Annotated in this window: 20 protein-coding genes; 5 read left to right on the top strand and 15 right to left on the bottom strand. The window is 72.8% G+C overall.

What is annotated here, in order from left to right:
* Positions 1–180: 180 nt before the first annotated feature.
* From AB0M52_RS08330 to AB0M52_RS08305, 6 genes are all read right to left on the bottom strand, one after another.
* Positions 181–1,383, bottom strand: coding sequence for a DUF6004 family protein (locus AB0M52_RS08330; RefSeq protein ID WP_111211634.1), 1,203 nt, complete (start codon positions 1,381–1,383; stop codon positions 181–183).
* A gap of 252 nt (positions 1,384–1,635) precedes the next feature.
* Entirely contained in the window at positions 1,636–3,015 is a 1,380-nt protein-coding gene (locus AB0M52_RS08325) for a metallopeptidase TldD-related protein (protein ID WP_363950591.1), read from the bottom strand.
* The gene (locus tag AB0M52_RS08320) at positions 3,012–4,562 is read right to left on the bottom strand and encodes a TldD/PmbA family protein (RefSeq protein ID WP_363950589.1); all 1,551 of its coding nucleotides are present in this window, start codon (positions 4,560–4,562) and stop codon (positions 3,012–3,014) included. Before AB0M52_RS08320 ends, AB0M52_RS08325 begins: the two co-directional genes overlap by 4 nt.
* The gene (locus tag AB0M52_RS08315; protein WP_363950587.1) at positions 4,526–5,794 is read right to left on the bottom strand and encodes a cysteine desulfurase; all 1,269 of its coding nucleotides are present in this window, start codon (positions 5,792–5,794) and stop codon (positions 4,526–4,528) included. Before AB0M52_RS08315 ends, AB0M52_RS08320 begins: the two co-directional genes overlap by 37 nt.
* Positions 5,791–6,609, bottom strand: coding sequence for a crotonobetainyl-CoA--carnitine CoA-transferase (locus AB0M52_RS08310; RefSeq protein ID WP_363950585.1), 819 nt, complete (start codon positions 6,607–6,609; stop codon positions 5,791–5,793). Before AB0M52_RS08310 ends, AB0M52_RS08315 begins: the two co-directional genes overlap by 4 nt.
* Positions 6,606–7,496: a class I SAM-dependent methyltransferase gene (locus AB0M52_RS08305; protein WP_363950582.1), complete on the bottom strand. Its 891-nt coding sequence runs from the start codon at positions 7,494–7,496 to the stop codon at positions 6,606–6,608. The genes AB0M52_RS08310 and AB0M52_RS08305 overlap by 4 nt, the downstream gene beginning before the upstream one ends.
* Positions 7,497–7,697: 201 nt before the next feature.
* Between AB0M52_RS08305 and AB0M52_RS08300 the strand changes: the two genes are divergently transcribed.
* Positions 7,698–8,441, top strand: a complete 744-nt coding sequence (locus tag AB0M52_RS08300; protein ID WP_363950579.1) for a DUF899 family protein — start codon at positions 7,698–7,700, stop codon at positions 8,439–8,441.
* Positions 8,442–8,446: 5 nt separating this feature from the next.
* On the opposite strand, the gene AB0M52_RS08295 is transcribed toward AB0M52_RS08300, so the two are convergent.
* The 7 genes from AB0M52_RS08295 to AB0M52_RS08265 form a co-directional block, all read right to left on the bottom strand.
* Positions 8,447–9,118 carry a hypothetical protein gene (locus AB0M52_RS08295; RefSeq protein WP_363950576.1) on the bottom strand — a complete coding sequence of 224 codons (672 nt, stop codon included), beginning with the start codon at positions 9,116–9,118 and terminating at the stop codon, positions 8,447–8,449.
* Between the two features lie 46 nt (positions 9,119–9,164).
* Positions 9,165–10,301, bottom strand: coding sequence for a PLP-dependent aspartate aminotransferase family protein (locus AB0M52_RS08290; protein WP_363950573.1), 1,137 nt, complete (start codon positions 10,299–10,301; stop codon positions 9,165–9,167).
* Between the two features lie 5 nt (positions 10,302–10,306).
* Positions 10,307–10,747 carry an acyl-CoA thioesterase gene (locus AB0M52_RS08285; protein ID WP_363950570.1) on the bottom strand — a complete coding sequence of 147 codons (441 nt, stop codon included), beginning with the start codon at positions 10,745–10,747 and terminating at the stop codon, positions 10,307–10,309.
* Between the two features lie 3 nt (positions 10,748–10,750).
* Positions 10,751–16,495 (bottom strand): SDR family NAD(P)-dependent oxidoreductase, encoded by a 5,745-nt coding sequence (locus AB0M52_RS08280; protein WP_363950567.1) that lies wholly within the window; start codon positions 16,493–16,495, stop codon positions 10,751–10,753.
* 76 nt (positions 16,496–16,571) lie between these two features.
* Positions 16,572–17,531, bottom strand: a complete 960-nt coding sequence (locus tag AB0M52_RS08275; protein WP_363950564.1) for an enediyne biosynthesis protein — start codon at positions 17,529–17,531, stop codon at positions 16,572–16,574.
* The gene (locus tag AB0M52_RS08270; RefSeq protein ID WP_363950562.1) at positions 17,528–19,501 is read right to left on the bottom strand and encodes a CRTAC1 family protein; all 1,974 of its coding nucleotides are present in this window, start codon (positions 19,499–19,501) and stop codon (positions 17,528–17,530) included. Before AB0M52_RS08270 ends, AB0M52_RS08275 begins: the two co-directional genes overlap by 4 nt.
* Before the next feature lie 3 nt (positions 19,502–19,504).
* On the bottom strand, positions 19,505–20,473 hold the full coding sequence (locus AB0M52_RS08265; protein WP_363950559.1) for a DUF1702 family protein: 969 nt from the start codon (positions 20,471–20,473) through the stop codon (positions 19,505–19,507).
* Between the two features lie 346 nt (positions 20,474–20,819).
* On the opposite strand from AB0M52_RS08265, the gene AB0M52_RS08260 reads away from it, so the two are divergent.
* The 3 genes from AB0M52_RS08260 (at position 20,820) to AB0M52_RS08250 (ending at position 24,049) form a co-directional block, all read left to right on the top strand.
* Positions 20,820–21,617 carry an AraC family transcriptional regulator gene (locus tag AB0M52_RS08260; RefSeq protein ID WP_363950596.1) on the top strand — a complete coding sequence of 266 codons (798 nt, stop codon included), beginning with the start codon at positions 20,820–20,822 and terminating at the stop codon, positions 21,615–21,617.
* A 76-nt stretch (positions 21,618–21,693) separates the two neighbouring features.
* Positions 21,694–23,055, top strand: a complete 1,362-nt coding sequence (locus AB0M52_RS08255) for a nucleotide sugar dehydrogenase (RefSeq protein ID WP_363950557.1) — start codon at positions 21,694–21,696, stop codon at positions 23,053–23,055.
* A 4-nt stretch (positions 23,056–23,059) separates the two neighbouring features.
* Positions 23,060–24,049, top strand: coding sequence for an NAD-dependent epimerase/dehydratase family protein (locus AB0M52_RS08250; protein WP_363950555.1), 990 nt, complete (start codon positions 23,060–23,062; stop codon positions 24,047–24,049).
* A gap of 77 nt (positions 24,050–24,126) precedes the next feature.
* Here AB0M52_RS08250 and AB0M52_RS08245 read toward each other — a convergent pair whose 3' ends face one another.
* Positions 24,127–25,308 (bottom strand): acyltransferase, encoded by a 1,182-nt coding sequence (locus AB0M52_RS08245; RefSeq protein ID WP_363950553.1) that lies wholly within the window; start codon positions 25,306–25,308, stop codon positions 24,127–24,129.
* A gap of 226 nt (positions 25,309–25,534) precedes the next feature.
* Positions 25,535–26,272 (bottom strand): class I SAM-dependent methyltransferase, encoded by a 738-nt coding sequence (locus AB0M52_RS08240; RefSeq protein ID WP_363950594.1) that lies wholly within the window; start codon positions 26,270–26,272, stop codon positions 25,535–25,537.
* 119 nt (positions 26,273–26,391) lie between these two features.
* On the opposite strand from AB0M52_RS08240, the gene AB0M52_RS08235 reads away from it, so the two are divergent.
* On the top strand, positions 26,392–26,685 hold a 294-nt coding region (locus AB0M52_RS08235), incomplete at its 3' end, for a metalloregulator ArsR/SmtB family transcription factor (RefSeq protein WP_363950551.1).

Raw genomic sequence — 26,685 nt, 5'->3', positions numbered from 1 at the left:
TGCTCCGTACCGATGTAGTTGTGGTTGAGCATCCGGGCCTCTTCCTGGGCCAGGACGACAACCCGTCGCGCTCGGTCGGTGAACCGCTCGAACATAACTGCCACCCCTGGAGAGTGACGGCGCCCCGGGTGACGGAATGTCACCCGGGACGACGTCTTCTTCTACGGCACTAGCAACCCGTCACGCGCTGACGTAGGCCTCGGAGCCCACCAGCGCGTCGGCCAACTTCATCTGCACGCCGGTCAGGCGGGCACGGACCTCGCCGTCGTTGGTACGCAGCGCGGCGTCCGCGTGGTCCGCCGTCAGCACCGTGCCGGTCGGCTCGATGTCCTTGAGCCTGCCGCTCAGGTGCACCGGGGCCGCCGCGTACAGCGTCGCCGTCGGGGTGACCACCTCGAAGTGGGCGTCGAAGTGCAGCTCACCCGGGTAGCGCAGGGTGCTCAGGCTGTCCTCCGTACCCTCACCGAGCTGGCCGCCCGAGACGGTGAAGAAGCTGGCCCGCAGCATGACCTTGCCACCCAGCGCCGGGCTGTTGCCCACCAGCGCCACGCGGGCGAGCTGGGCCAGCACGCCCGAGCCCTGGTCGTGCTTCTCCGGGCCGAAGAGGAGGATCTCGGCACCGGCGGCCAGGGGGTAGTCGCCGGCCAGCTCGATCTCCTCGGTACGGCCGTTGACCTCGACCTTGATCTTCGCCTCGGTCGAGGCCTGGATGATGATCGACGGGTCGACCAGCATCGAGACGCACGGGCCGATGCTCGACGCGAAGAAGGCGCTCGGCGTGTTGCCGACGGCCTCGTTCTCGTCGTTCGACGGGTACCACGCGGCCGGCAGGTTGGTGCCCCGGACCACGTTGTGCGCCGGCATGACCTCGCCCTGGTCGCCGTAGGGGCGACCGAGGAACGGCGAGGTGAGCGGGGTCTTGTACGGCGGCAGGCCGTCCACGATCCCCTTGACGTCGATGACGCCCCGGTGGGCCAGCCGCATGGTGCTGGTCTCCAGGATGCCGAACCGACGGATGTAGAACTCCGCGGGGAAGTTCTTACCGGGCACGATCTGCTTGATGTGGCCGGTGTTGGGCAGGTAGGGGTTCGACAGGATCTGGATCCGGTCGTTCAGCGTGTAGCTGAACCCCTTGATGCCGACCTCGGGGGCACTGATGAGCTCCAGGTCGAAGCTCGCCGTGCCGTCCTCGTCGACGGTGTGCTTGAACCCTGGCATCGGCCACTTGTTCATCTGCACGAAGCCCGACAGGTTGATCGTCTCCCGCCGACCGCCGTAGTAGTCGTCGCCGAAGACGACCGTCGCCGCAGCCAGGATGTGCGGCCGCAGCGGCTTCGGCTCGATGTTGAGCGACTCGTAGGTCTCTCTCGCCGTGTCAGTCACGGCTCCACCTCCCTGTATGCCCCGGATGCCTCGACGCCTTTGTGACGCCTCTCGACCGGAGGACCATTGCCCAAACGCTATCGATTTCTAAAGTGGCCGTCAATCGGCCTCCATTGATCATTTGCGAATTGATGTCCGGTTTCACTCATGGCCAAAGGCTGATCTTCGGATCGGCGCGCCAGATCCCTCGGCGCGCACATCCCACAGACGCTATTAGTTTCGTTACCAAGCTGCCCGCCGTCGGGCAGGCGGTCAGACCGCGGCCGTCGCGGCGGTCAGATTGAAGTCGGGTACCCGCAGCATCGGCATGGCGGTGTGCGCCACCGCGTCGCCCCAGTCCCGGGCCCGGGTCGGCACGGCGCGACCGACCTCCGTGACCCGCATGGCCATCGCCAGCGGGCTGTCGTTGAAGCGGAAGTTGTGCACCGCGCCGACCACTTCGCCCTCCTCGACCAGGTAGACGCCGTCACGGGTCAGCCCGGTCAGGGCCATCGTGGCCAGGTCCACCTCGCGGATGTACCACAGGCTGGTGAGCAGCAGGCCGCGCCGGGTCCGGGCGAGCAGGTCCGCGTCGTCGCCACCACCCGGCGGCCCCTCCAGGATCAGGTTCTCGACCACCGGGGTCAGCGGCATGGCCAGTTCGTCGGCGCTGTCCCGGGTGTGCACCAGCGAGCGCAGCCGCCCCCGGTCCCACCAGCAGGTCGGGCCGAGCGGCAGGCCGTTGTCGAACACCGACCGCGTCCCGGTCGAGGACGCCGCGACCAGGAACGGCGCGCAGCGCAACCCGCCGGCCATCGGGTCGCTGCGCAGCGTCAGCGGCACCCCGGCAACCGTCTCCCCGATCCGGGTACGGCCACCGGCCCGGCTGTACGCCGTCCGTCCCTGCGCAGCCGCCCCGGCACCCGCCGTGGTGTACGCGTAGTTCATCAGGTCGGCGACGGCGCTCGGCGGCACCAGACACTCGTACCGACCGGGCGGCAGCTCGACCCGCCGCCGCCCCCAGCGCAGCCGCCGGTCCAGCTCGTCCTGGAGGGCGGCCACGGACACGTCGGCGAAGTCCGGCGTCACCGCGTTCATCCACACCGGAGCGCCGGTCGCGTCACGGGCGGTCAGCTCCAGGTGCCCGGCGGGCTCGTCGTGCCGTAGCCGCACCCCGGTGGAGGTGCCGAGAAACGTGGTCCGGGACCGGTGCTCGGCGTACCCGTGCAGGACTTGGCCGTTGCGTTCGGCCCGCGCGAACCCGGTCGCGATCTGGTCGACCAGGCCGGAGAGCACGCCGGGTGCGGGGGCCTGGACCGGGTCGTCCCAGTGCGGCGACGCCGCGCCGGGCTCGGGCAGCGGCCGCGCGTCCGGCGCCGGGGGTGCCTGCCGGGCCGACGCCTCGGCCGCGTGCACCATGCCGACGACCTCCGCCCGGTCCACCGGTCCGGACACCGACACCGCACCCACCCGGCCAGCAACGACCGACACCACCGACACCCGATGCTCGTCACCGTCGCCGGCGCCCACCAGCGCGCTGTCGGCCCACCGCAGATAGCGGTCGCCGCCCCGCTCCACGATCACCACGGTGGCGTCCCCCCGGGCGGCGGCGAGGGCGATCTCGACCGTCTCCTGTGGCCCTGGCGTGCTCACCCGGTCACCTCCGTGGACGTGTCGGTGACGCGTACCCCCCGGAACAGCGCCGACGGGCAGCCGTGCCCGGCGGCGGCGATCTGCAGCGGCTGGGCCTTGCCGCACTGACCGGCGCCGGACAACAGCCAGGTCTGCGGGCCGCCGACCGCCTCCAGCGAGCGCCAGAAATCCAGCGTCGTCCCGGTGTACGCGGCGTCCCGCACCTGGCCGGCGAGCCGACCGTCCCGGATCCGGTAGAACCGTTGGGCGGTGAACTGGAAGTTCACCCGGGCCATGTCGATGGAGAAACTGTTGTCGCCGACGACGTAGAGGCCGTCGCGGACCCGACCGATCAGCTCGTCGGTGTCCGGGCCGTCGGGGGCCGGGCTGAGCGAGACGTTCGGCATCCGCTGCACCGGCAGGTGCCGGTACGACTCGGCGTACGCGCAGCCGGTCGAGCGGTCCAGCCCGGCCGCGCCGGCGGTCTGCCGGTCATGCTGCACCCCCACCAGCACACCGTCGGTGACCAGTGGCCAGGACCGGGTGGCCACCCCGTCGTCGTCGTAGCCGACGGTCGCGAGCGCGTGCGGGGTGGTCCGGTCGGCGATCACGGTCATCGCCGGCGAGCCGTAGCGCAGCGTTCCGACGTCGTCCGGCCGGACGAACGAGCTGCCCGCGAAGGCGGCCTCCCGCCCGAGCATCCGGTCCAGCTCGGTGGCGTGCCCGACGGTCTCGTGGATCGTCAGCCACAGGTTGGTCGGGTCGATCACCAGGTCGTACTCCCCCGGCTCGACGCGGGGGGCGGCCGCCTTCTCGGCGAGCAGACCGGGCATCCGGGACAGCTCGCCGGTCCAGTCCCAGCCGGCGCCGGTCAGGTACTCCCACCCCCGAGCGGCCGGCGGCCCGAGCGTCCGCATGGCCTCGAACGTGCCGTCGCCGGAGTCGATCCGGAAGCCGAACACCATCGGGTGCAACCAGGTCCGCCGCTGCCGGAACCGCCGGCCGTCGCTGTCGTGGTACACCGTGGACTCCCGGAACACCTGGAGGTACGCCTCGGCCAGGCTGGCGCCGCCGTCCCGCAGCAGCGCGCACCACCCGGCCAGCAACGCAGTGCGCTCGGCGGCCGGAACCCCGAACGGGTCGACCTCGCACGGCGACTCCCAGACCCCCGGGGCGGGCACCGGCTCGGGCGCGAGGCGCACCGGCGCACCGCGCAACGGGCGCAACGTACGGGCCAGCTCGCAGGCGCGGGTCGCCAGCGCGGCCACCCCGGCCGGGGACAGCTCGACCCCGGCCGCGAAGCCCCAGGTGCCATCCACCAGGACCCGTACCCCGATGCCGGTCTCCACGCTCTCCTGGGTGCCCTCCGGGCGACCGTCGCGGACCCGCTCGCGCAGCGCCCGGACCCGGCGCAGCCGGACGTCGGCGTAGCTCGCGCCGCCGAGCCGGGCCCGGCGCAGTGCCGCGTCGGCCAGGTCGTCCACCGGTAGGGTGTCGAAGCCCGGCTCGACGACCGGGGCCGCCTGTGCGGTCACCGGAACCGGATGCCGGGGTAGTGCGTGGTCCACTCCCCGGCCCGCACGGTGCGCAGGGCGGCCACGACCCGGTCGATCTCGGCGGTGGTGCTGTAGACAGCGAACGAGATCCGCACGGTGCCGAGCAGACCGAGCTCGTCGAGGAAGGCGCTGGCGCAGTGCACGCCGGAGCGGACGGCGATGCCGTGCCGGTCGAGGTGACCGCCGACATCGTACGGGTGCAGGCCGTCCACGGCGATGGAGACGATCCCGGCCGGGTCGGCGGCCGGGTCGCCGACGACCCGCACCCGGTCGACGTTGTGCAGCGCGTCGACGGCGTACCGGACCAGTTGCGCGTCGTGCGCCCGGACCGCCGGCCGGCCGAGCCTGTCCAGCCAGGTCAGTGCCGCGGCGAGCGCCACCGCGGCGGCGATGTCCGGGGTGCCCGCCTCCAGCCGGGCTGGCCCCAGCACGTACGACACCGGGGCATGGTGGGCGACGCCCTTCACGGTGCCGCCACCGACCTGGTACGGCGGCAGGTCGGCCAGCAGGTCGCGCCGGCCGTAGAGCACGCCGGAGCCCATCGGGCCGTACACCTTGTGGCCGGAGAAGCAGTAGAAGTCGGCGCCGATCTCCTGCACGTCGACGGGCAGGTGCGGGACCGCCTGCGCGCCGTCGACGACGACCGGCACGCCGCGCTCGTGCGCGACGCGGACGAGGTCCCGGACCGGGTTCACGGTGCCGAGCACGTTGGAGACGTGGGTGAGCGCGACGAGCCGGGTGCGGTGGCCCAGCACGGCCGCCAGATCCTCCGGCCGGACCGGGAGGCCGGTCGACGCGGGCACGACCCGCAGGGTGGCGCCGTGCCGCTCGCACAGTCGCCGCCACGGCAACAGGTTCGAGTTGTGCTCCATGCCGGTGACCACCACGTCGTCGCCGGGGCCGACGATCCGCGCGGCGAAGGTGTCGGCGAGCAGGTTCATCGCGTCCGTGGTGCCCCGGGTGAAGATGATCTCGTCGTCGTGGGCGGCGTTGAGGAACCGGCGGACCACCGTCCGGGCCTGCTCGTAGCGAGTGGTGGCCCGGCGACTCAGCTCGTAGAAGCCGCGCCCGATGTTGCTGTTGGCGGTGGTGTAGTAGTCGATCAACGCGTCGAGGACGTACCGGGGCTTCTGGGTGGTGGCCGCGTTGTCCAGGTAGGCCAGCGGGGGACCGTGGTCCGGCGTGTCGAGGAACGGGAACTCCGCCCGCACCGATGCCAGTGGGAGAGCAGCCGTGTCGGTCATCGTGAATCCTCCGTGAAGCTCGCGGTGAAGCGGCCGAGGAAACCCGGTGGGCAGGGGAACAGTTTCTGCTCCGGGTAGGGCCGATCGGTCGGGGGGATCCAGCCGGGCTCGCCGCGGCGGGGCCACCGCCCGGACCGGTCCGCGAGGTGCGGCCCGTGGAAGAACCAGCAGATCTGGCTGACCTGTTCGGTGAAGACGACCGGATGCACCTGCGGCGAGTACATCGCCATGTGGCCGTAGGCGGCCCGGAACTCCCCCGCCACCCCCATCGTCGCGCCGAGCAGGACGTGGCCGAAGATGTCGTGCACGACGCGGAAGATGTCGTTGTGCAGCAGTTCGACGCCGTCGACGGTGACCCCTGACGGCGCGCAGAGCGGGTGGTCCGGCGTGGGCCCGTGCGGGCCGTGGCCGTCGTTGGTGAGGTAGACGTACAGCACGCCGGTGCGGTCCAGGGCGTCGATCAGGTCCGCCGCGCCCCGGTACGGCTGTCCCGGGCCGGGCCAGGGCACGACCTTCAGCCCGGCCGGCTCGAGCAGCGCGAAGTGGCGCAGCGTCTCCTCGGTGAACCGGTCGTAACGGGCCGCGAGGTCGGCGTCGAGGGCGCGCCGGGGTGCGCGGTCGAAGTGTCGGGCCACCTCGCGGCAGAACTCCGGGTCGACGCGGACCCGGGTGCCGGGCAGCCGGGACAGGTCCCGGTGGGGCAGTTCGCCCCGGGCGGCGGCCTCGTCGACGTACGCCTGGGCAAGTCGCAGCAGGCGGTCGTGTCGCGCCGACAAATGGACCCGGGCCGGCGCGCTTCCGGCTTCCGCGGTCATCCGGGCCTCCCCGGCCCTGCCTCGTCGGGCGCGCCGCGCGCCCGCAGGCACAGCGCCGACCCGGGCAGGGTCACGATGCCGTCGCCGTCGGCGTACCCGGCGGCCGCCTCGGCGAGCCGGTCCCACCCCGCGCGTTCCGCGCCACCGCCGAGGCGCTGCCGCACGGTGCGGAGCAGGCCGGGCGGCGTCACGTCCCGGGCGTACTGGAGGTATTCGTCGACCGAGGCGAAACGCATCGAGACCGGCACGGACTCGGTGGTGATCTCGGTGAAGCCGGCCGCCACCAGTTCCTCGCGGGTGCGCCCGGCGTCGGACATGCTGAACGGGCCGGGACGCTGCGGCGGTGGGCCGGGCAGCTCGGCGGCGAGCGCACCGAAGGCCAGCGCGGTCATCGGGTTGGCCGTCGGGGGGTCCCAGGCCGCCGCGGCCAGCACACCGCCGGGTACCAGCAGGCAGCGCAGGTCGGACAGCATCTGGTGCCGGTCGACCGCGAACATCAAGCCCCAGCGGCTGAGCACGGCCTCGAACGAGCGCGGCGGCAGGTCCAGTGACTCCACGTCGGACTCGGCGAACTCGATCGGGTGGTCGAGGCCGGCGGCGCACATCCGAGCCCGGCGTACCATCTCCGGCGCGAGGTCGATGCCGAGCACCCGGCCGTTCGGGGCGACCAGCCGACCGGCGCTGATCGCCGGCTCGCCGGTGCCGCAGCCGACGTCGAGCACCCGGTCGCCCGGGCGCAGTCCGGCCGCGCGCAGCAGCCAGGCGGTCACCGGCGCGGCGGCCCGTTCGTACCGGTCCTGCCAGAAGTCCCACCCGGCGCTGACCGCGTTCCAGGTGTCACGTTGCTCGGCCTTGAAGGCCGCGGAGTCGAACTGAACGACAGTCATCCTGCTCTCCTCGAAGGAGCACTCGGCCTCAGCCAACTATATGATTAGCAAGTTGATCGGGCAACGTCGGCGGCTATGGGCAGGGCTCCAACGCGTTCTTAAAGCACTCCGGATGCGAGCCTCGGCGTGGTGCGATCGTCGTCGCACCGGCCGCGCCGGTAGCCTTCGCCGAGTTGGCCGGTTCGTCCGAAGGGGATTCCGATGACCGAGGTCGACCTGACCGTCCACCCGAAGGCCGCACCGCCGAGCTGGCCCGTCGGCACCGACGAGGCGTACGCGACCGCCCGGCGCTCGCTCGCCGCCGCCGAGCAGGATCTGCGGGACCGCATCGAACGGGTGGCCGCCGCACGTCGCGCCCTGCCGCCGGGTCCGCTGCTGGACGACTACCGGTTCAGCGAGGGGCCCGCCGACCTGGACCAGGCGGAGCCGACCCATGAGGTCCGGCTGCGCGAGGTGTTCGGCGGGTACGACACGCTGTTCCTCTATCACCTGATGTTTGCCCCGGACGCCACCGAGGCGTGCCCGATGTGCTCGCTGTGGGTCGACGGCTTCCACGGCGTGCTGCCGCACCTGCTCCGGCACACCGCGGTCGCCGTGGTGGCGAAGGCGCCGCTGCCCCGGCTGCGGGCCTGGGCGCGGCGTCGCGGCTGGACCGGCCTGCGGATCGTGTCCAGCAACGGCACCTCGTTCAACGCCGACGTTCGGGCCGAGTACCCGGACGGCACGCAGCGCCCGATGGTCAGCGTGCTGCGCGCCGAGGGCGACCGGGTACGGCACTTCTACTCGGCCCCGGCGAGCTTCCCGGACGGCGGCGAGCGGGGCATCGACCTGCTCAGCCCGGTCTGGAACGTGCTGGACCTGCTGCCGGACGGCCGTGGCGACTGGTACGCCGGCAACGACTACCCGACCGGCCCGGACGGCGACGGCGGGCCCGGTCGCCGCTGACCGGCTCACGAGGCCGCGAACGTCCCGGTGGCGAGCAGGTCCCGCAACCGCACCGCCGCCAGCCGGCGGCCGGCGAAGTCGGCGTACCAGACCAGCGCGCCGTCCCAGGTCAGGCCCACCGGCCGGCCGTCGACGAGGGCCTCCCCGAGCAGCGTGCCGTCGCGGCCGTCGACCGCCCGCAGCATCGCGCCCTCGAAGTCGGCGTAGACCACCACATCTCCCGCCACGGTCAGGCCGGACGGCGTACCGGGCACCGCGAACTCGCGCCGCACGGTCATCGTCTCGACATCGCGCAGCTGCACCACCGACGGGCCACGCAGGCCCATCCACATCATCACCCCGCTGGTCTCGACGCCGCAGAGCCGGCCGCTGGACGGGGCGACCTCCCGCTCCCCGAGGACCGCCCCGCTGAGCGGGTCGACCAGCAGGATCCGCTTCGGCCGCCCGCCGACCTGGCAGAGCGCACCGCCGCCCACCGTCAGGTCCGCCCGTACCCGGGGACAGGAGAGCGTGCGCACCACCGCGCCGGTGTCCGGCGCGAGCGCGTAGATCTCGCCGGCCTCCTGGTCGGAGTGCCAGAAGAACTCGCCGTCGTAGGTGAGCCCGCACAGGTAGCTGCCGGGCGCGGGCAACTCCCGGACGATGGGCAACGTCGTGTCGACACCGGGAATGGTCATCGGTGGTCCCCTTTCATGGCAGGCGGAGGGCGGCGGGCACGCCGGGTCAGGTCCCGTCGGCGAGCGCCCGGGACAGGTCCTCGACGAGGTCGTGGACATCCTCGATACCGGCCGACAGCCGGATGAGCGAGTCGCCGATCCCGCGGCGGGCGCGGACGTCGGCCGGCACCGGCCGGTGCGTCATCAGCGCCGGGCACTCCACCAGGGAGTGCACCCCGCCCAGGCTGACCCCACAGGAGAACAACGCGAACCGGTCCAGCAGTTGCTCGGCCGGACCACCCAGGTAGTCGAAGGAGACCATCGAGCCGGACGCGGCCATCTGTGCCTTGGCCACGGCGTGCTGCGGGTGCTCGGGGAGCCCCGGGTAGTGGATCGCCCCGACGGCGGGGCTGCTCCGCAGCCGCTCGACCAGCGCCCGGGCGTTGCCCACCTGCCGGTGCACCCGCAGGGACAGGGTGTGCAGGCCGCGGCGGACCAGGAAGCAGTCCAGCGCGCCCGGCACGTTGCCGGCCGCCGTCCGGTACGACCGGAACGACGCGTGCAGATCCTCGTCCCGGTAGACCAGCGCACCGCCCAGCACGTCGGCGTGTCCGGCGATCGACTTGGTCGTGCTGTAGAGCGAGATGTCCGCGCCGAGCGCCAGCGGTTGCTGGAGCACCGGGCTGGCGAAGGTGTTGTCCAACACCAGCCGGGCGCCGCGTTCGTGCGTGCGACCGGCGACCTCGGCGACGTCCACGACGGTCAGCAGTGGATTGGTCGGTGTCTCCACCCAGACCAGCGCGACGTCCGGCTCGTCGAGCGCGGCGTCGATCCCCTCCGGTGTGGTCAGGTCGGCGTAGCGCACCTGGATGCCCTGCCGGGCCGCCAGGTCGAACAGGGCGTCGGTGCCGGAGTACACGTCGTCGGTGCTCACCACGCACTGCCCGGGACGCAGCAGGGAGAGCACGGTCGCGGCGGCGGCCTGGCCCGAGGACAGGACGGTCGCGAACTCGGCCCCCTCCAGCCCGGCCAGGCACTCTTCCAGCTCCTCCCGGGTCGGGTTCTCGCCCCGCCCGTAGAAGTAGCGCGGGTCGTCCTGCGCCCGCCGCTCGTACGTCGTCGAGACGTGGATCGGCGGCACCACGTCGCCGGTGCCGGGCGTGGCCCGGCGGCCCCCGTGCACCAGGCGCGTGTCGAACCGCACGCCCCTCACCCCGCCCCGACGCCGGCGTCGCGGAACGGCGACAGCGCCCGGACCAGGCCGGGCGGCACGCGGGCCGGCTCGGTACGCCCGTTCGGCCCGCGCATGCAGGCGATCCGCTGCCGTCCCCGGGCGACCAGCAGGTCGTCGTCGGTGATCCGCAGGTAGTCGAAGGCCAGCTCCATCTGCGTCTGGGTCAGCTCGGCCAGCCGCATCCGTACCGCGAGCCGGTCGAACGGGGCCAGTTCGGCGAAGAACTCGCAGTCGACCTTCAGGGTGAACAGCTTGAGGTCGGCCCGCAGCTCCGCCAGGACCTCCGGCGCGTGCTCGTACAGGAACATCTCCCGGCACCGGCCCTGCCACCGCAGGTAGTTGACGTAGTAGACGTTGCCGACGAGGTTCGTCTCCTCGAAACCCACGGTGTGGCGGTACTCGTAGTAGCGCGGCACCTGTCACCTCCCCGTTCCGGCGAGCACCGCCACCACGACCCGCTCCGCGGTGTCCGCCACCGTGACCACCCGGGTGGCGATCCGCACGCCACCGGAGTCCAGGACCACCCAGCCGTCCGGGACGGCACCGGGCACCAAGGTCAGCGGGCCGTCGGTGCGCCCGGCCTTCTGCAGGCACTCGGTCGCGCACCACACCCGGGTGGCGGCGAGATCCGGAGGGTCCCCCACCTCGGCGACGAGCAGCGCCGCCAGCGGACCGTGCCGGCCGATCAGGCCGCGCCGGACGTCCGCCGGGCGTACGGTCACCGGCTCCACATCGCAGGCCAGCGGGCCGTCACCGGCCACCGCCAGGTGCAGCGACGCGGAGTGCGCCACCGAGACGGCGCACGGCAGGTCGACCTCGGGCCGCCCGTCCGGCCGGTGGCGCACCACCACCGGACGGCCCACCGCCCGGGACAGCAGTCCGCCGGCGTCGCGCGGCCCGCCGCCGGGCGCGGCGGCCACCGCGACGTCACCGGCGAACACGTCGGCCAGGCGCCGTTGCAGCAGCGGCCCGAGCAGCACCGCCGGCCAGCCGGCCGCGGGCGTGTGCGGGCGTACGGCACGCAGCCGCAGCCCCGTCCAGTGTTCGATCACCGTGCCGGCGGCGTCCCGGACCACCACGTCGTAGACGTAGCCGGTGCCGTGCTGCTCCCGTTCCCAGGCGGTCATGGTCACCGTCTCGGCGGCGGACAGCTTCGGGCCGGCCGACCAGATCCGGTCGATGCCCTCCGGCAGCAGCGTCGCGTCCGGCACGCACACCTGGATGCCGTGCATGAACGCGTCCCGGGCACCGGGGTCGCCCAGCACGAGGCGGCCCGGCAGGAAGGGGCTGAACCATTCGCCCGCGTCGCTGGTGGCCACCTCCGCCTCGGCGACCCGCGCCGCCACGTGCCGGTAGCCCCGCAACCGGCGGAACCGGCCGGCCTGGAACAGCACGTCGCCGTAGAGGTCGCGGGCCGGGTCCAGCGGCAGCGCCGGCAGCTCCGCCGGGTCCGGCGCGTCGGTGTCCACCGGGTACGTGCCGTCCGGCGCGAACCGCAGGCGGGCCCGGAAGTGGTCGGCGGCGAACCCGGTCGCAGCGCTGCGGATCACGACGTCGATCACCTGCTCGGACCGGACCAACGCGGCCACCCGGACCGTGACACCGGTCTCCGGGTCGACCACGACCGGCCGGTCGAACCGGACGTCCTCGATGACCGGCACTCCCCGGTGACGGGCCAGCGCCGTGGCGACCTGCGCCATGGCCTCCAGGCCGAGCACCGCCGGGAACAGCAGGTCTCCGTCGAGCCGGTGGTCGGCCAGGTACGGGTCGGTGGTGGGCGTGAGGTCCACCTCGCAGACCAGTTCCACGCCGTCGTAGCGGACCAGTGGCCGCTCGGCGAACCGCAGCAGGGGCAGCTCCGGTTGGTGGTACCGCAGGGTCTCCAGCCCACCGGTACGTCCGGTGACCACCACCACCGGCGGCAACGTGTCGTCGGCGACCACCTCGCGCAGCACGCGCAGTCCGTCGTCGGGGCTGATCGGGGTGACGCCGGTGCTGCTGAGCGTCTCGACCACCGACAGCCGCTCCCCCATGCCGACACCGGACCACACCGACCACTCCAGGCAGACCGCACGGCACTCCGGGTTCCTCGTGGCGACCTCCCGGGTCAGCTCGGCGAGGGCCTCGTTCGCGGCGGCATAGTGCGCCTCGCCGTGCAGGCCGGCCCGTCCGATGATGCTGCCGAACGTCACCAGCAGCCGCAGCCGCGCGGGGTCGACCGCGGCGAGGACCGCCCGAAGGCCGCCCACCTTGGGCGCGAACACTTTCCGGACCGCGGCCTCGTCGAGGTCGCCGAGGGCCGCGGGAGTGTTCAGCCCGGCACCGTGCAGCACCGCGGTCACCGGACCCCAGCCGGCGGTGAGGTCGGCGACGGCGGCGGCCACCGCGGTGGAGTCGGTGACGTCGACTCGCAGGTAACGCAGGTCGCCGGCGGCCTCGCGGAGCCGGGACAGGTTCGCGGCCAGCGCCTCGTCGGTGGCCGGGTCGGAACGACCCACCACCGCCAGCCGGGCGCCGCTCTCCCGGGCCAGCATCGCCGCCGACTCGGCGGTGATGCCCTTGCCCCCACCGGTCACCAGCAGCACGTCGTCGGGCCCCAGCGGCAGCGGTCCCGGCCGGGGATCGACCGGCAGCGGCCGCAGCACCGGCACCCGGCGGACGCCCGCCCCGTCGTACGTCACCTCGGTGAAGTCCGTGGTGGCGGCCACCTCGGCCAGCACCCAGGCCACCGCGGCCGGTCCGAGCGGGGTGGTCACCACCGTCGTACGCAGCCGGTCGCCCTCCAGCCGGGCGGTCTTCGCCAGCGCCCCACCCCGGGCCGCCGGCTGCACCAGCACCAGCCGGCCGCCGGCCGGTTGGCGCAGGGCGGCTTGGGCCCCGCGTACGGCGATGCCCAGGTGCGCGTCGTCGGGGTCGTCCGGCAGGCAGACCAGGACCCCGCCGCCGAGCCCGGCCTCCTCCAGCGCGCGACGCAGCGGGTCGGCGAGCGGGTGGCCGGGACTGGCGAAGACCTCCCACCGCCCCCGCCCGCCGGCCGGCTCGGCCAGCGGCAGCGGCTCGTCGACCAGGTCGACGACGAAGGTACGCACCCAGGGCGCGACCCCGGCGACGAGATCGGGCCGCTCGGGTGAGCCCTCCTGTTCCCGGGCCTGCAACGCCTCGGCCATCTCCCGCACGGTGGCGGTGGCGAAGTTCGTCGGCACGGCGACCGCGGACAGCCCCATCGCGCGGGCGGCCTCGTTGACGAGCTGCCCGACGGTGATCGAGCTCATGTGCAGGTCGTCGAGGAGCCGGCTGTCGTCGTCGAGCACCTCCACGGGCAGCTCCGCGCGCTGCGCCACGAGTTGCCGTACCAGCTCCAGCACGCCGGTGCCGGCCGGAAGCGCGACGTCGGCAGCGGGGGCCGCCGCGACCGGCTCGGCGGCTACCGCCGCCGCCACCTGGGGGGCGGACTCGCACGGGCTGGCGAAGAAGGTCCGGGGTCGCTGCGGGTCGAAGGGCCGGGTGAGCCGGTCCTCGAACAGCGCCGGGTACGCGGCCGGGCCGCCCAGCGCGTACACCGCGCCGACGGTGGCGAGCAGGCCGGCCAGCGATTCGGCGTCGGTGTCCAGGGCCAGCGCCGGCAGATCCGGCACCTGGTCGCGGGCCAGCCTGGTGAGCACCTGCCCCGGACCGACCTCGACGAACAGGTCGACCTCGGCGGCGGCGCAGGCCAGCGCGGAGGTGAAACGCACCGGCGCCTCGATCTGCCGGTGCAGCAGGCCGGCCAGGTCGGTGTCCGGCGGCAGGACCGCCCCGGTCACCGTCGAGGCCACCCGGCGCAGCGGCGGCCCGAACCGGCACGACCGCAGCCGCTCGCCGAAGGCGGCGGCGGCGGGTGCCATCAGCGGCGAGTGGAAGGCGTGCGAGACGTTCAGCCGGGTACAGGCCAGCCCGGCCAGCACTGCCCGCCGAGCCACCTCGCCGACGGCGTCGTCGTCGCCGGCCACCACCGTCTGCCGGGGCCCGTTGTAGCCGGCGATCACCGCGCCCGTGCCGGCGAGCAGGGCGGCGGTCTCGTCCGGGTCACCGGTGACGCCGGCCATCGCGCCGGGTCGCGCCCGGGTGGCCATGATCTCGCCCCGGGCGGCGACCAGCTCACGCAGCTCGTCCTCGTCCAGGCAGCCCGCCCAGTGCAGGGCGGTCAGCTCGCCGAGGCTGTGCCCGACGGAGACGGTGGCGTCGATGTCGAGCGCGCCGAGGACGCGCAGCGCGGCGACCGATCCGGTGACGATCCGGGGCTGGGCGGACGCGGTTGCGGCGCGGTCCCCCACCGGTAGGTCACCGGCCGCCCGCCAGGCGTCGTCGACCTCGGTGAAGCGCCGGCCCAGCGCGCCGCCGCCCCAGCCTTGACCGGAGCCCTGACCGGGGAAGAGGAACCCGATGCGCACCGGTCGGGTGGCCCGCCCGACGAAGACGCCCCGGGCCGCGTCGACCAGCACGCCGGGGCCGCCGGGCGCGAGCACCGCCGCAGCCGTGCCGAGCGCCCGCTCGGCCTCCCCTGGCGAGCGGGCCACGACCGCCGCGCGGTACCCGCGCCCACGTTGGGCCCGGTGCAGGGTCGTCGCCAGGTCGGCCAGCTCGGCAAAGGCGAGCCCGGCCACCACCGGCCGCAGCCCCTCCAGCCGGTCCCGCAGCGCGTCCGGGGTGTCGGCGTCGACCAGGAGGAGCTCGGCGTCGTGCACCGACCGGGCGAGCTGCCGCGTACGCCGGTCCAGCGCGCGGCGGCGGGGCCGGACGGGCCCGTCGACGACCAGGTGGGTGTTGATACCGCCGAACCCCATCGCGGTGACGCCGGCGCGCTGCGGGGCACCGTCCGGCCACGGCTCGGCCTGGCGGACGACGCGCAGCGCCGGCCGGTCGCCGGCGAGTTCGACGTGCGGGTCGACGCAGCCGACGGTCGGCGGGATGACCTGATGGTGCACGGCCAGCACGGCCTTGATCAGGCCGGCGACGCCGGCCGCCGCCTTGGTGTGACCGATCATGCCCTTGATGGAGCCGATCGCCGCGCTGTCGGCGTCCGGGTTGACCGCCCGCCGTTCGGCGCCGAGCGCCTTCAGTTCGGTGGCGTCGCCCACCGCCGTGCCGGTGCCGTGCCCCTCGAACAGCGGCACGGTGTCCACCCCGAAGCCGGCCCGCTGGTACGCGCGGCGCAGCGCCAGCCGGTAGCCGTTCGCCTCGGGCCGGGTGATGCCGCCGCGCCCGTCGGAGGAGACGCCCCACCCGGCGATCGTGGCGTAGATGCGGCGGCCCTGCGCGAGTGCGTCCCGCTCCCGCATCAGCACCACCATGCCGCAGCCCTCGCCCGGCCAGAACCCGTTGGAGCGGCGGTCGTAGACGCGCATCTCCTCTCTGGCGAGCGCGCCGGTGCGGGCGAAACCGACCATCTCGAACGGGTCGATCGAGAGGTCCACGCCGCCGGCCACCGCCACGTCGGCGTCCAGGTCGGTCAGGTTGCGGCAGGCGGTCAGCACGGACAGCAGTGAGGATGAACAGGCCCCGTCCACGGTGTAGCCGCCACCGTGCAGGTCGAAGTGGTTGCAGATCCGACCGGCGATGGTGTTGGACAGGCCGCCGGCGAGGGTGTCCTCGGTGACCTCGGGGAACGGGGACTTGTAGGAGGTCTCCAGACCGGCGAGGAAGCCGGCCACCTGCTTGTCGTCCCAGCCGTGCTCGCCCAGCGCGGCCCCCACCACCCGCCGGACGTACGGCCAGCGCAGCCGCATCGTGCCCGCCCGGGTGAACTCGCCGGTCAGCGTGTTGCCGACGACGACCGCCGTGCGTTCCCGAGGCAGCCCGTCGCCGTCGGCGAACCCGGCGTCGGCCAGGGCCTGGGCGGCCATGTCCAGCGCCAGCCAGTGGGTCAGGTCGGTGGACCGGTAGGTGCTGCCGCTGACCTTGAACCCGACGCGGTCGAACTCGTACCCCTCGATCACCGCGGCGTTGCCGGCGTAGTAGCGGTCCGGCGCGGTCGGATCGGCCGACCAGTAGTCCTCCGCGCGCATCCGTTCGTCGGGCAGCCGGCGGAACGCCCGCCGTCCGGCGAGGGCGTTCTCCCACAGCTGCCCGGGCCCCGCGGCGTCGGGGAACCGGCACGCCAGGCCGACGACGGCTATCCGGCTCATGCCGCCACCTCGCTCCGCTCGGCGTCGACCTGAGCCCACTCCGCACTGCATTGACGATTCGCTCGCGGTCGCTCGCTCATGTCCGCACCATCTCGCGTGCCACGGTGGACGACACCTTGCCGTCCAGGGCGCCGGTGCCGGCCGGGTCCGGACGGTTGGCGAGCCGCACCGCGTGCAGCGACCACAGGAAGCCGCCCCGGATCAGGCAGACGATCGCGGTGGCGAAGAACAGGCCGTACACGATGGACGCGCCGGTCAGGACTCCGTAGACCAGGGCGACTCCGCCACCGAACGCGAACTGCGACAGCGGCTTCGACGGCGTCGTCCCCGGATCGGTGATCATGTAGTTGGTGAACAGGACGAACGCCACGCCGGTCATGGTGGCCAGCGCGGACGGGATGGAGGTGTCCAGCACCAGACCGCGGAACACCGACTGCAGGACGAACACCCCGAGCCAGCCGGCGATCAGCCACATCCGGCCGGTGAGCTTGGCGTTCAGCATCGTCCCGAGGACGACGATCGCCGCCGGGACGATCCAGTCGCCGATGCCGGTGAGGTTCTCGGTGAACTGGTACGGCGGGGCGATGGAGATCCAGGGGAACAGCAGCAGCACGATCGCGATACCGAAGTTCGACGGGTTCATGAAGTGCCGCAGCCGGCCGTTGACCGGGGCGCGGAGCAGCCACTTGCCGCTGATCGCGATGGCCACCGCGAAGAGCATGACCGGCAGGCGGTCGTTGACGTACAGCAGCATGTTCACGGCGAGACTGGTGATGTGCGCGGGGTAGAGGAACTCCACGAATCCCCGTACGCCGCCGCCGAGATAGCGCGGCCGGCGTTCCTCGGCCCGCGCGCCGATCGTCTCCAGCAGGATCTCGACGCCGTAGCCCACGGCCACCGCGATCAGCGGCCAGGCCCAGGCCTGCTCGAACCCGAGCACCGTGTACCCGAAGACGTTCAGCACCGTGATGGAGATGGCGAACCTGCGCAGCGCGGTGACGATCCGAGGGTCCTTCTGCATCGGTTGCTGCGTCATCGCGAGACCTCCCGAGCCTGGGTACCGAGGGCGAGGGTGTGTCGGCCGGGAGTGAGCCGCAGCTCCTGCTCCCGGGGTGTGCCGCTGCGGTCGCGCCAGCTCAGCTGCACGGTGACCGGACCGGTCACGTTGCCGAGGCCGACCGAGACTTCGTTGCTGCGCCGCCCGGAGTGGCCGCTGCCGCCGTCGACCCGGTCGATCAGCACCCGCCCGTCCGGCGTGCTCACCCGGACCTGCGCGCCGACCACCGGCGATCCGGCACCGGCGAGCGGGTCCGTGGCCGGTTCCTGCTCGTGCAGCAGCCGAAGCGTGAGGTTGGCCCCGGTGTCCGGGCTGTCGTTGCGGTAGAAGACCGGCGCGTCCCACTGCCGGGCCACCGCGAAGTCGAGCCGGCCGTCGCCGTCGGCGTCGGCGATGGCGATGCCCCGGCTGGGCACCCGGTCGGCGAGCCCGAGCTCGACGCTCAGGTCCTCGTACCGGCCGTTGGCGCTCTGCACGTGGAAGGCCAGGTGCTGACCTCCGGCGATGTCGTCGCCCTGTTCGACCCGGGGCCACCACCGGGGGTTGGCCAGCAGTTCATCGTTGGCGGTGGCGGTCTCCTGCAACTGCGCCCAGCGGTTGACCTCGCCCTTGACGAAGCCGGCCGTCTGCACGATGTCCGGCCGGCCCCGGTTGGTGAAGTCGGCGATCTTCACGTCCCAGCTCCAGCCGCTCCACGCCAGGCCCATCTCCGCGCTGCGGTCCTTCCACGGCGCCGTCCCGTCCAGCAGCGCGGCGCGCAGCTCGTCGACGTCCTTGGCGGTGTTCATGAAGGCGAAGTTGCTCTCCTGGATGCCGAACGACGTGGTGATGTTGCCGACGTACAGGTCGAACAGTCCGTCGCCGTCGAGGTCGCCGAAGTCGACGCCCATGCCCTTGAAGGAGTCGTGCCCGACCCGCTTGGACTTGGGCGTCAACCCGGGCAGTCCCTTGCTCTCCACGAGCGCGAAGGCGATCTTGCCCGGCTCCGAGCGGTTGTGCAGCATCCGGTCGGGCCCGAAGTCGTTGGCGATGTACAGCTCGGGGAGCAGGTCGCCGTCGACGTCGTTGGCGGCGGCCGCCAGCGTCCAGCCCCGGGACACGTCCGTCGCGAAGAGGTCCGGCACCTCGGCGTACGAGACGCTCGGCGCCGTGCCGGCGGTGCCGCCGGTGAACCGGAGCATGTGGTCCTCGCCGCCGTTGAGGGCGTTGGACATCGACCGGTTCATCGCCACCCCGCCGTTCTCACCGGGGTCGAGGACCGGGCTGTCCGGGAAGTAGTTGCCGATGTAGACGTCCAGGTTGCCGTCGCCGTCGAAGTCGGCCAGCGTCGCGGCGTTGGTGTTCCACTTCGGGCCGGTGTAGGTGGCTCCGGCGGGCACCAGGTCGGGCAGCAGCTCGACCGCCTGGTAGGCGTCCCGGGACAGGCCGGTCGCGTCGGCCCGGGCCAGGAACGCCACCGGCGTCCGGCCCCAGAAGTAGACCAGCAGGTCGGTGCGGCCGTCGCCGTTGAGGTCGCCGGGCAGGCAGCCCATCGGGGCGATGTGCGGGTTGGTCGGCAACGGTGCCAGGTCCAGCACGAACGGTTGGTAGCGGTCCGCGCCGACGGTCGGTGCCGGAGACACCACGACCTGGTCGATGCGGGGATCGGTGATGCACAGGTCGTTGGCGAGCCCGTCGCCGTCCAGGTCGTTGATCGCGATGCCCGCGCCCACCGAGGAGATCCACGCCGCCAGGTGCTGGTACGCGCCGTTCACCTGGCGGATCGACTGCTGTGGCAGACCGCCCGGCATGGACAGCGACAGGGGCGTGAACCGGTAGGGTTGGGACATCTCACGCCGCTCGTCGGCGCTCGCCTCCGGCAGCCGGACGACCACGTAGGTGCCGATGAGCAGCACCAGCGCGACCACCCCGGCCAGTTGCCGGCGGAGCATTCTCAATATTGCCGACAAGGGTCAGCACCTCCCCAAGGTCACGAACTGCTCGGCGATCCGCTGCCGCCACACCAGGTAGGCCGGGACCGGCCCGTCGTGGTCGAGGCCGTCCAGCGCGGTCTGGGTGACCTTCGCCGCCTGCGCCGCAGGCGTGCCGCAGAAGACCTCGGTGGCGACCCCGGTGTGTTCCGTGGTCAGGCCGGCGCGCCCCCGGGCCTGGGCCGCGAACGCGCTGCCCTGGGCCATCGCCGGCGCGTAGGCCGCACCAAGTTCGGCCAGCCGGAGCAACGCCTCGCGGGGGGCGCCGCCGGCGTACGTGGCGGCGAGCGCGGTGCCGCTGTACAGGTCCTCGCGCCGCTCGGCGGGGAACCGGTCGACCGTGTCGGCCACCCGGTCCGGGTCGGCACCCGCCACGAACCACAGCGCCCGGCCGATGCCCTGGTCCACCACCTGGCCGGTCCACCGCCCGGCCGGATCTCCCGGCCACGGCCCGACGTGGCCACGGTGGTGCTCCCGGACGTAGCGCGCGGTGTGGAAGTAGGCCTGGTGGAAGCCGTACCCGTCGAGGGCGAGCCAGCCCAGCAGGCGGTCGGTCGGTTGGACGGCCCGCCGACGCCAGCGCGGCAGCCGGGCCATCGCCCAGCCCATTCCGACGTGGACCATGTAGACGTGCCGGTCGGCCGGTCCGGCCAGGAAACGGGCCACCCGACTGCCGCCGGTCAACCCGTCCAGGATGGCGAAGCCCATCGCCGCGCCCTCGTACGCGAAGCCGCGCATGTCCCGCTCGACGGTCTCGAGTCGGTCCGTGGTCTCGGCGGGACCGCGCTCGCCCATGGCATGTCCGAAGCCGGTGAGGAAGTGTGCGCCGGCGGACTCCAGCCGTTCGCGGCTGGCCTCGTCCCGAGCCTGGAAACCTCGGGTGGCGAAGCTGGTCTCGGCCATTGCCGGTGTCAGAAGGTATTGACGAATGGTTCGCCAATTGACGGGCATGGCGTACTCCTGACGCGCGTCATCTGCAATGAGTCCGGCCCGGTTGACAAATAGGCTCCACGAAAAAACTGGCCCCCCGACCGGAGCCTTCGTCGCCGTGCCAGTACCCAAACCATGTTTCACGGCGGTCATCGGAGTTACTTCTCTCATCTTGCTCGGCTGGTTCCCGAATTGCGGGACAACCACGGCACCCTGGGCATCAAGAAAACTTCAAGGACGACCCCGCACACTCCACTACGGTGCCCGAACGACTGCCCAGGGAGTTCTTGTGAAATCGACGCCAGGCGTTACGCGGAGCACGATCGACCACTCCCGCGAGGCTGCCGCGGCGCGGGCCATCAACTACATGCGGGGTCATCTCGCCGAGCCACTCCAGCTGGCCGATCTGGCCCGGGTGGTCCCCTTCAGCCCGTTCCACTTTCACCGGCTCTTCCGGGACGTGACCTCGATGACCCCGGCCCGGTTCCTCGCCGCGCTGCGGATGGCGGAGGCGCGCCGGATGCTGCTGCACTCCGGCCTCACGGTGACCGCGATCAGCGGTCACGTCGGCTACACCAGCGCCGGCACGTTCACCACCCAGTTCTCCCGCCTCGTCGGTACCTCGCCGGGGCACTTCCGCCAGCTGGCACGGCTGCTGGCCGGGCGGCCCTGCCACGTACTGGCGGAGTCGCTACGCAAGGTCACCAGCGAGGTCATCCGCCCCCGGCTGACGCTGCACCTGCCGGACAGCGCACCCGGCGACCTCGTCCTGGTGGGCCTGCGCCCCCAGGGGGAGGCCACCGACTCGCCGACGGCCTGGGCGGTCTCGGCCGGTGGCGCGGGCGTGCCGGTGGTGGCCCGTCCCGGCGCGTACCACGCCCGGGCGGTCCTGGTCCGCAGCCACAGCACGGTGGCCCGTGCCCTCGTCGACGAGGAGCCCACCAGCTACCTGGTCGGCGCCGCGGACCTGCTGCTGCCCCGCGACGGCCGGGCGAGCGCCCGGATCGAGGTCGAACCGCCCCGGCCCACCGACCCGCCGGCGCTGGCGATCGGACCGGTGTGCCGGCTGGTCGAGACGTTCACCGGGCGGTCCGGGTCGAGCCGCTGGTCGGGACGGTCCCGGCCGCTCGGTCGCCGCACGCTGGCCACTGCGGCCTCCGCCTGACCCGGCCGTACGGGCAGCTCCGCACGGTGGTGACGGAACCACGAGGCCACGAACAGGAAGGCGGTGCCGGGCGATCATGCCGTTAGTTCCCGACCTCGGCCGGGCGTCCCCGCTGAGGGTCGCCGTCGCCGGCGCCGGCTACGTCGGCACCTGCCTGGGTGTCGCTCTCGCCGAGCGCGGCGCCGAGGTGGTGGCGATCGACAGCGACCCCGCCACCGTCGCCGACCTGCGGGCCGGCCGTTGCCGGCTGCCCGAGCCCGGCCTCGCCGCCGCCGTCGCCGACCTCACCGCCGCCGGACGGTTGAGCGCGAGCACGTCGTACGACGCGGTGACCGGGGTCGACGTGGTGCTGGTGACCGTCGGCACGCCGACCGACCCGCGTGGCGAGATGGTCACCGACCAGCTCGTGGCGGCCTGCGAGCAGATGGCCGGGCGGCTGCACGCCGGGCAGTTGGTGATCGTCAAGTCGACGGTTTCCCCCGGCACCACGCGGACCCTCGTCGCGCCCCTGCTGGAGCGCGGTGGGCTGGTGCGCGAATGCGACTTCGGGCTGGCCTTCTGCCCGGAACGGCTGGCCGAGGGGGTGGCCCTGGCCCAGGTGCGCGCCCTCCCGGTGGTGGTGGGTGGGATCGGTCCCCGTTCGGCCGCGGCGGCCGAACGTTTCTGGCGCTCCGCCCTGGGCGTCGACGTCCACCAGGTGCCGTCGGCCGAGGCTGCCGAGGTGGTCAAGCTGGCCACCAACTGGTGGATCGACGCGAACGTGGCGATCGCCAACGAGTTGGCGCGGTACTGCGCGGCGCTCGACGTTGACGTCCTGGACGTGATCGGCGCGGCGAACACCCTGCCCAAGGGCGGCAGCATGGTGAACCTGCTGATGCCCGGGGTGGGTGTCGGCGGTTCCTGCCTGACCAAGGACCCGTGGATGGCCTGGCGGGACGGCCGGAGCCGGGGCGTGCCGCTGCGTACGGTGGAGACCTCCCGGGCGGTCAACGACGACATGCCCCGCTACACCGCCTCGCTGATCGCCGACGAGTTGCTCAAGCTCGGCCGGGACCGGTCGGACACCACGGTCGCCGTGCTCGGCGCGGCGTTCAAGAACGACACCGGCGACGTCCGTAACACCCCGGTCCGGGGGGTGGTGTCGGCGCTGCGCGAGGCCGGCTTCCGGATCCGGGTCTTCGACCCGCTGGCCGATCCGGCGGAGATCGCGGCCCGGTTCGACCTCACCCCGGCGGCGAGCCTGGACGAGGCGGTGGCCGGGGCGGGTTGTCTGGCCTTCCTGGCCGGGCACCGCCAGTTCCACGAACTCGACTTCGGCGCCCTGACCAATCGGGTGGACAGCCCCTGCCTGGTCTTCGACGGGCGCATGCACCTGGCGCCGGCACGCATCCGCGAGCTGCATCGGCTCGGCTTCGCCTATCGCGGTATCGGGAGGTGAGACAGTGCCCAGGTCTCTGGTCACCGGCGGCTTCGGTTTCGTCGGCGGTCACGTCGTACAGCGTCTGATCGGGCGCGGCGACGAGGTCGTCGTCTACGATCCCGCCGATCCGCCGCCGGACCTGGCCGACGTGGCCGCCGGTGTCCGGCACGTGCGCGGCGACGTCCGCGACGCCGGGGCGCTGGCGGCCGCCGCCACCGGCGTTGACGAGATCTACCATCTCGCGGCGGTGGTCGGCGTCGACCGTTACCTCACCCGGCCGCTCGACGTGGTGGAGATCAACGTGGACGGCACCCGCAACGCGCTGCGGGCGGGACTGCGGGCCGGGGCCCGGGTCCTGGTCTCCAGCACCAGCGAGGTGTACGGGCGCAACCCGCGGGTGCCGTGGCGGGAGGACGACGACCGGGTGCTCGGCAGCACGGCGACCGACCGGTGGTCGTACTCGACGAGCAAGGCGGCGGCGGAGCACCTGACGTTCGCATACCACCGGCAGGAGGGCCTGCCGGTCACCGTGCTGCGCTACTTCAACGTCTACGGCCCGCGTCAGCGGCCGGCGTACGTGCTGAGCCGGACGATTGCCCGGCTGTTGCGGGGCGACCCGCCGGTGGTGTACGACGACGGCCGGCAGACCCGCTGTTTCACCTGGGTCGACGAGGCGGCCGAGGCGACCCTGCTGGCGGCCGCGCACCCCCGGGCGGTCGGCGAGTGTTTCAACATCGGCAGCAGCGTGGAGACGACCGTGGCCGAGGCGATCCGGCTGGCCGGAGTGGTGGCGGGGGTGCCGGTACCGGCGCTGACGGCGGACACCGGGGCCGGGTTGGGCGCCCGTTACCAGGACATCCCGCGCCGCGTTCCGGACTGCGCCAAGGCCGCTGCGCTGCTCGGCTGGCGGGCCGAGACGCCCCTGGAGAGCGGCCTGCACGCGACGGTCGAGTGGGCCCGGCGCAACCCGTGGTGGACGGCGCAGGCCGACGACGGGCTGGTCGTCCGTTAGGGCCTGGGCCGAGGGCCTGGGTGCGGCACCCGCCTTCCCGGCCCGTGAGGCGTCCCGGGCCGGGAAGGCGGGTGCGGTCAGGCCTGCTGGGGCAGGACGGTGGCGGGGCCGGAATCGAGGTCGGGCCGACGGCCGGCGGTGCGGGCCTTGGCGTAGCGGCGGCGCAGGGGCTCCTCCACCCACCGGTGAAGGCCGATCGCGACGGCAATCGACGCCAGCAGCATCGCGCCGGCGATCAGGAAGCCCGCCCCGGCGCCGAACCGCTGGTCCGCGCCGACCAGGTGCCGGATGATCAGCATGATCGGGAAATGGATGATGTACAGCGCGTACGACGCGTCGCCCAGCAGGACCAGCGCACGGGAGCGCAGCACCCGTCCGCGGCCCTCCAGGTCCGCCTGGGCCAGGTTCGCGACCAGCGCGAACAGCGGCAGGAACAGCGCGGCACTGAAGATGAAGGTGAACGGCAGCATCGGCGTCACCAGGAAGGCGAGGATCGTTCCGGTGATCAGCTTCCAGCGGGCGACCCGTCGCCACCGCCCGGCCTGGACGATCCGCGCCAGCACCATGCCGAGCAGGAAGTTCAGCAGCCGCACCGGCGGGAAGGTGTAGACGAACCAGTACTCGTTGAGGTTGAACGGCAGCCAGCTCAGCTGGGGGGCGCCGGGCAGCAGCGGGCTCAGCGCCGAGATCAGCAGGATCCCGCCGACGATCGCGAGGCACCACCGCCACAGCCGCTCGGTCGGGATGCGCAGGACCAGCGGCAGCAGCAACGGGAACAGCAGGTAGAAGAAGGCCTCGGTGGAGATCGACCAGGCCGGCGCGTTCAGGTAGAACAGGTAGTCCCAGGAAGGTACCCAGCCCTGCACCAGCAGCAGGCTCGCCACCGCCGGTCCCGGCTCGAGGTCGGCGGAGAAGCCGCTGACCGGTGACGGCGCGGTGGCGACCAGGACGAACACCACGGCGACGCCCCAGGCGAGCACGTGCAGCGGCACGATCTTCCAGAACCGGCGGCGCCAGAACCGCCTGGCCGTGTCCCCCGATGGCGCCGACCAGGTCAGGACGAACCCGCTGAGGGTGAAGAAGGTGGCCAGTGCGGCCGACGCCAGCGGGGTGGTGAGCCCCAACCCGAGTTGCAGCGCGTCGTTGGCGAAGAGCTGGGAGGTGAAGATGAGGTGAACCGTCGCCACGGTGAGGGCGAGGAAGAAGCGGTATCCGGTAAGTGCTGGCAGCTGGTGCGGTCGTGCGTCAGTGTGTGTCACGTCGCTCCTCGGATGAGAAGGCCGCACCCGGCGAGTCGGGTAACATTTCCGACTCATATCTGCCAACGAAACGGGACCAATCCGTCTTGCCACGCAAATTTCCGGCACCTTGCGAATTGGTTGCAGCCAATGCGACAATGACACGCCAACAATGGCGCGGTCACCGTCCTATCGGCCGGTTCGACGCTCCGTAAAGTGGGGGTTCGACGCCGAGGAGGCGATACGGTCAGCCCGTTCCCCGGGTGGCGTACCCACCGGTACGGGTAGCCACGAAAAGCCCTCGGCCGGTCAACCAGCCCGCCTCGTACGAGCCCTCGCAGCCAGCGGCGGCGAACGCCTCCAGGTACTCCTCGCGAGTGAACATCGTGAGCAGGCCGACCTGGCTGAACTCACGGATTCCGGAGGCGTCGCCCACCAGCCAACGCTCCTCCATCCGGGTCACCCGACCCTGCCGGGTGGAGCGCGAGACCCGGGCCACGGTGCGATCCGGCTCCCGCACCAGGTCGCCGCCAACGTAACCGTCGATGAACTGCTCCGGGAACCACCACGGCTCCAGCACCAGCACGCCGCCCGGCGTGAGGTGCGCGGCCATCGCGGCGACGGCGGCCCGCATCTCGGCCAGCGTGCCGAGGAAGTTGATCGCGGTGAACAGGCAGGTCACCGCGTCGAAGGTGACGCCGAGACGGAAGTCGCGCATGTCACCGGCATGCAGCGGCACCTCGGGCAGCCGGCGACGGGCCAGCTCCAGCATGGGCGGGGCCAGTTCCACGCCCTCGACGTGGGCGAACCGGCCGGCGAACGTCTCCAGGTGCGCCCCGGTGCCGCAGCCGACGTCGAGCAGCCGGGTCGCCCCCGGACGCACGGCGAGAATCCGGTCCGCCACGTCGGCCGCCTCCGCCTGCCAGCTCTTGCCCCGGCCGCGGTACGCCGCCTCGTACACCTCTGCGTGCTCCGGTCCGAACACCATTCCCCCTCCCGGCACCACCCGTGCTCATCGCCGGCCGGCGATCTGGATCGGCGTCGACGGAACAACGACAGCCGAACCTGCCGCTTCTATAACCCCTGTCTGATATTGTCGTACCCGTGCACGCGTTCGACATCCTGGGCGACCCTGTCCGCCGGCGCATCATCGAGCTGCTGGCCGACGGCGAGATGTCGGCCGGCGAGGTCGGCGCGATCGTGCAGCGCGAGTTCGGCATCTCCCAGCCCGGCGTCTCCCAGCACCTGCGGGTGCTGCGCGAGAACGGCTTCGCGACCGTGCGCCCGCAGGGCACTCGGCGGCTCTACGCCGTCGATCCGACACCGTTGCAGGAGCTGGACCACTGGCTGGACCGCTACCGGGGCTTCTGGAGCCAGCGCCTCGACGCCCTGGGCACG

This window comes from Micromonospora sp. NPDC051296, from assembly GCF_040682255.1.
In the GTDB taxonomy this organism is placed as follows: Bacteria; Actinomycetota; Actinomycetes; order Mycobacteriales; family Micromonosporaceae; genus Micromonospora; species Micromonospora craterilacus.
This window is presented reverse-complemented; position numbering and strand designations above follow the sequence as displayed.

What these genes read in the sequence shown, in the direction of transcription:
- AB0M52_RS08305 (WP_363950582.1), bottom strand. Translation starts at nt 7,496, where the DNA reads ATGACTGTCGTTCAGTTCGACTCCGCGGCCTTCAAGGCCGAGCAACGT.
- AB0M52_RS08315 (WP_363950587.1), bottom strand. Translation starts at nt 5,794, where the DNA reads ATGACCGACACGGCTGCTCTCCCACTGGCATCGGTGCGGGCGGAGTTC.
- AB0M52_RS08275 (WP_363950564.1), bottom strand. Translation starts at nt 17,531, where the DNA reads ATGACGCAGCAACCGATGCAGAAGGACCCTCGGATCGTCACCGCGCTG.
- AB0M52_RS08260 (WP_363950596.1), top strand. Translation starts at nt 20,820, where the DNA reads ATGCGGGGTCATCTCGCCGAGCCACTCCAGCTGGCCGATCTGGCCCGG.
- AB0M52_RS08265 (WP_363950559.1), bottom strand. Translation starts at nt 20,473, where the DNA reads ATGCCCGTCAATTGGCGAACCATTCGTCAATACCTTCTGACACCGGCA.
- AB0M52_RS08295 (WP_363950576.1), bottom strand. Translation starts at nt 9,118, where the DNA reads ATGACCATTCCCGGTGTCGACACGACGTTGCCCATCGTCCGGGAGTTG.
- AB0M52_RS08310 (WP_363950585.1), bottom strand. Translation starts at nt 6,609, where the DNA reads ATGACCGCGGAAGCCGGAAGCGCGCCGGCCCGGGTCCATTTGTCGGCG.
- AB0M52_RS08280 (WP_363950567.1), bottom strand. Translation starts at nt 16,495, where the DNA reads ATGAGCCGGATAGCCGTCGTCGGCCTGGCGTGCCGGTTCCCCGACGCC.
- AB0M52_RS08255 (WP_363950557.1), top strand. Translation starts at nt 21,694, where the DNA reads ATGCCGTTAGTTCCCGACCTCGGCCGGGCGTCCCCGCTGAGGGTCGCC.
- AB0M52_RS08300 (WP_363950579.1), top strand. Translation starts at nt 7,698, where the DNA reads ATGACCGAGGTCGACCTGACCGTCCACCCGAAGGCCGCACCGCCGAGC.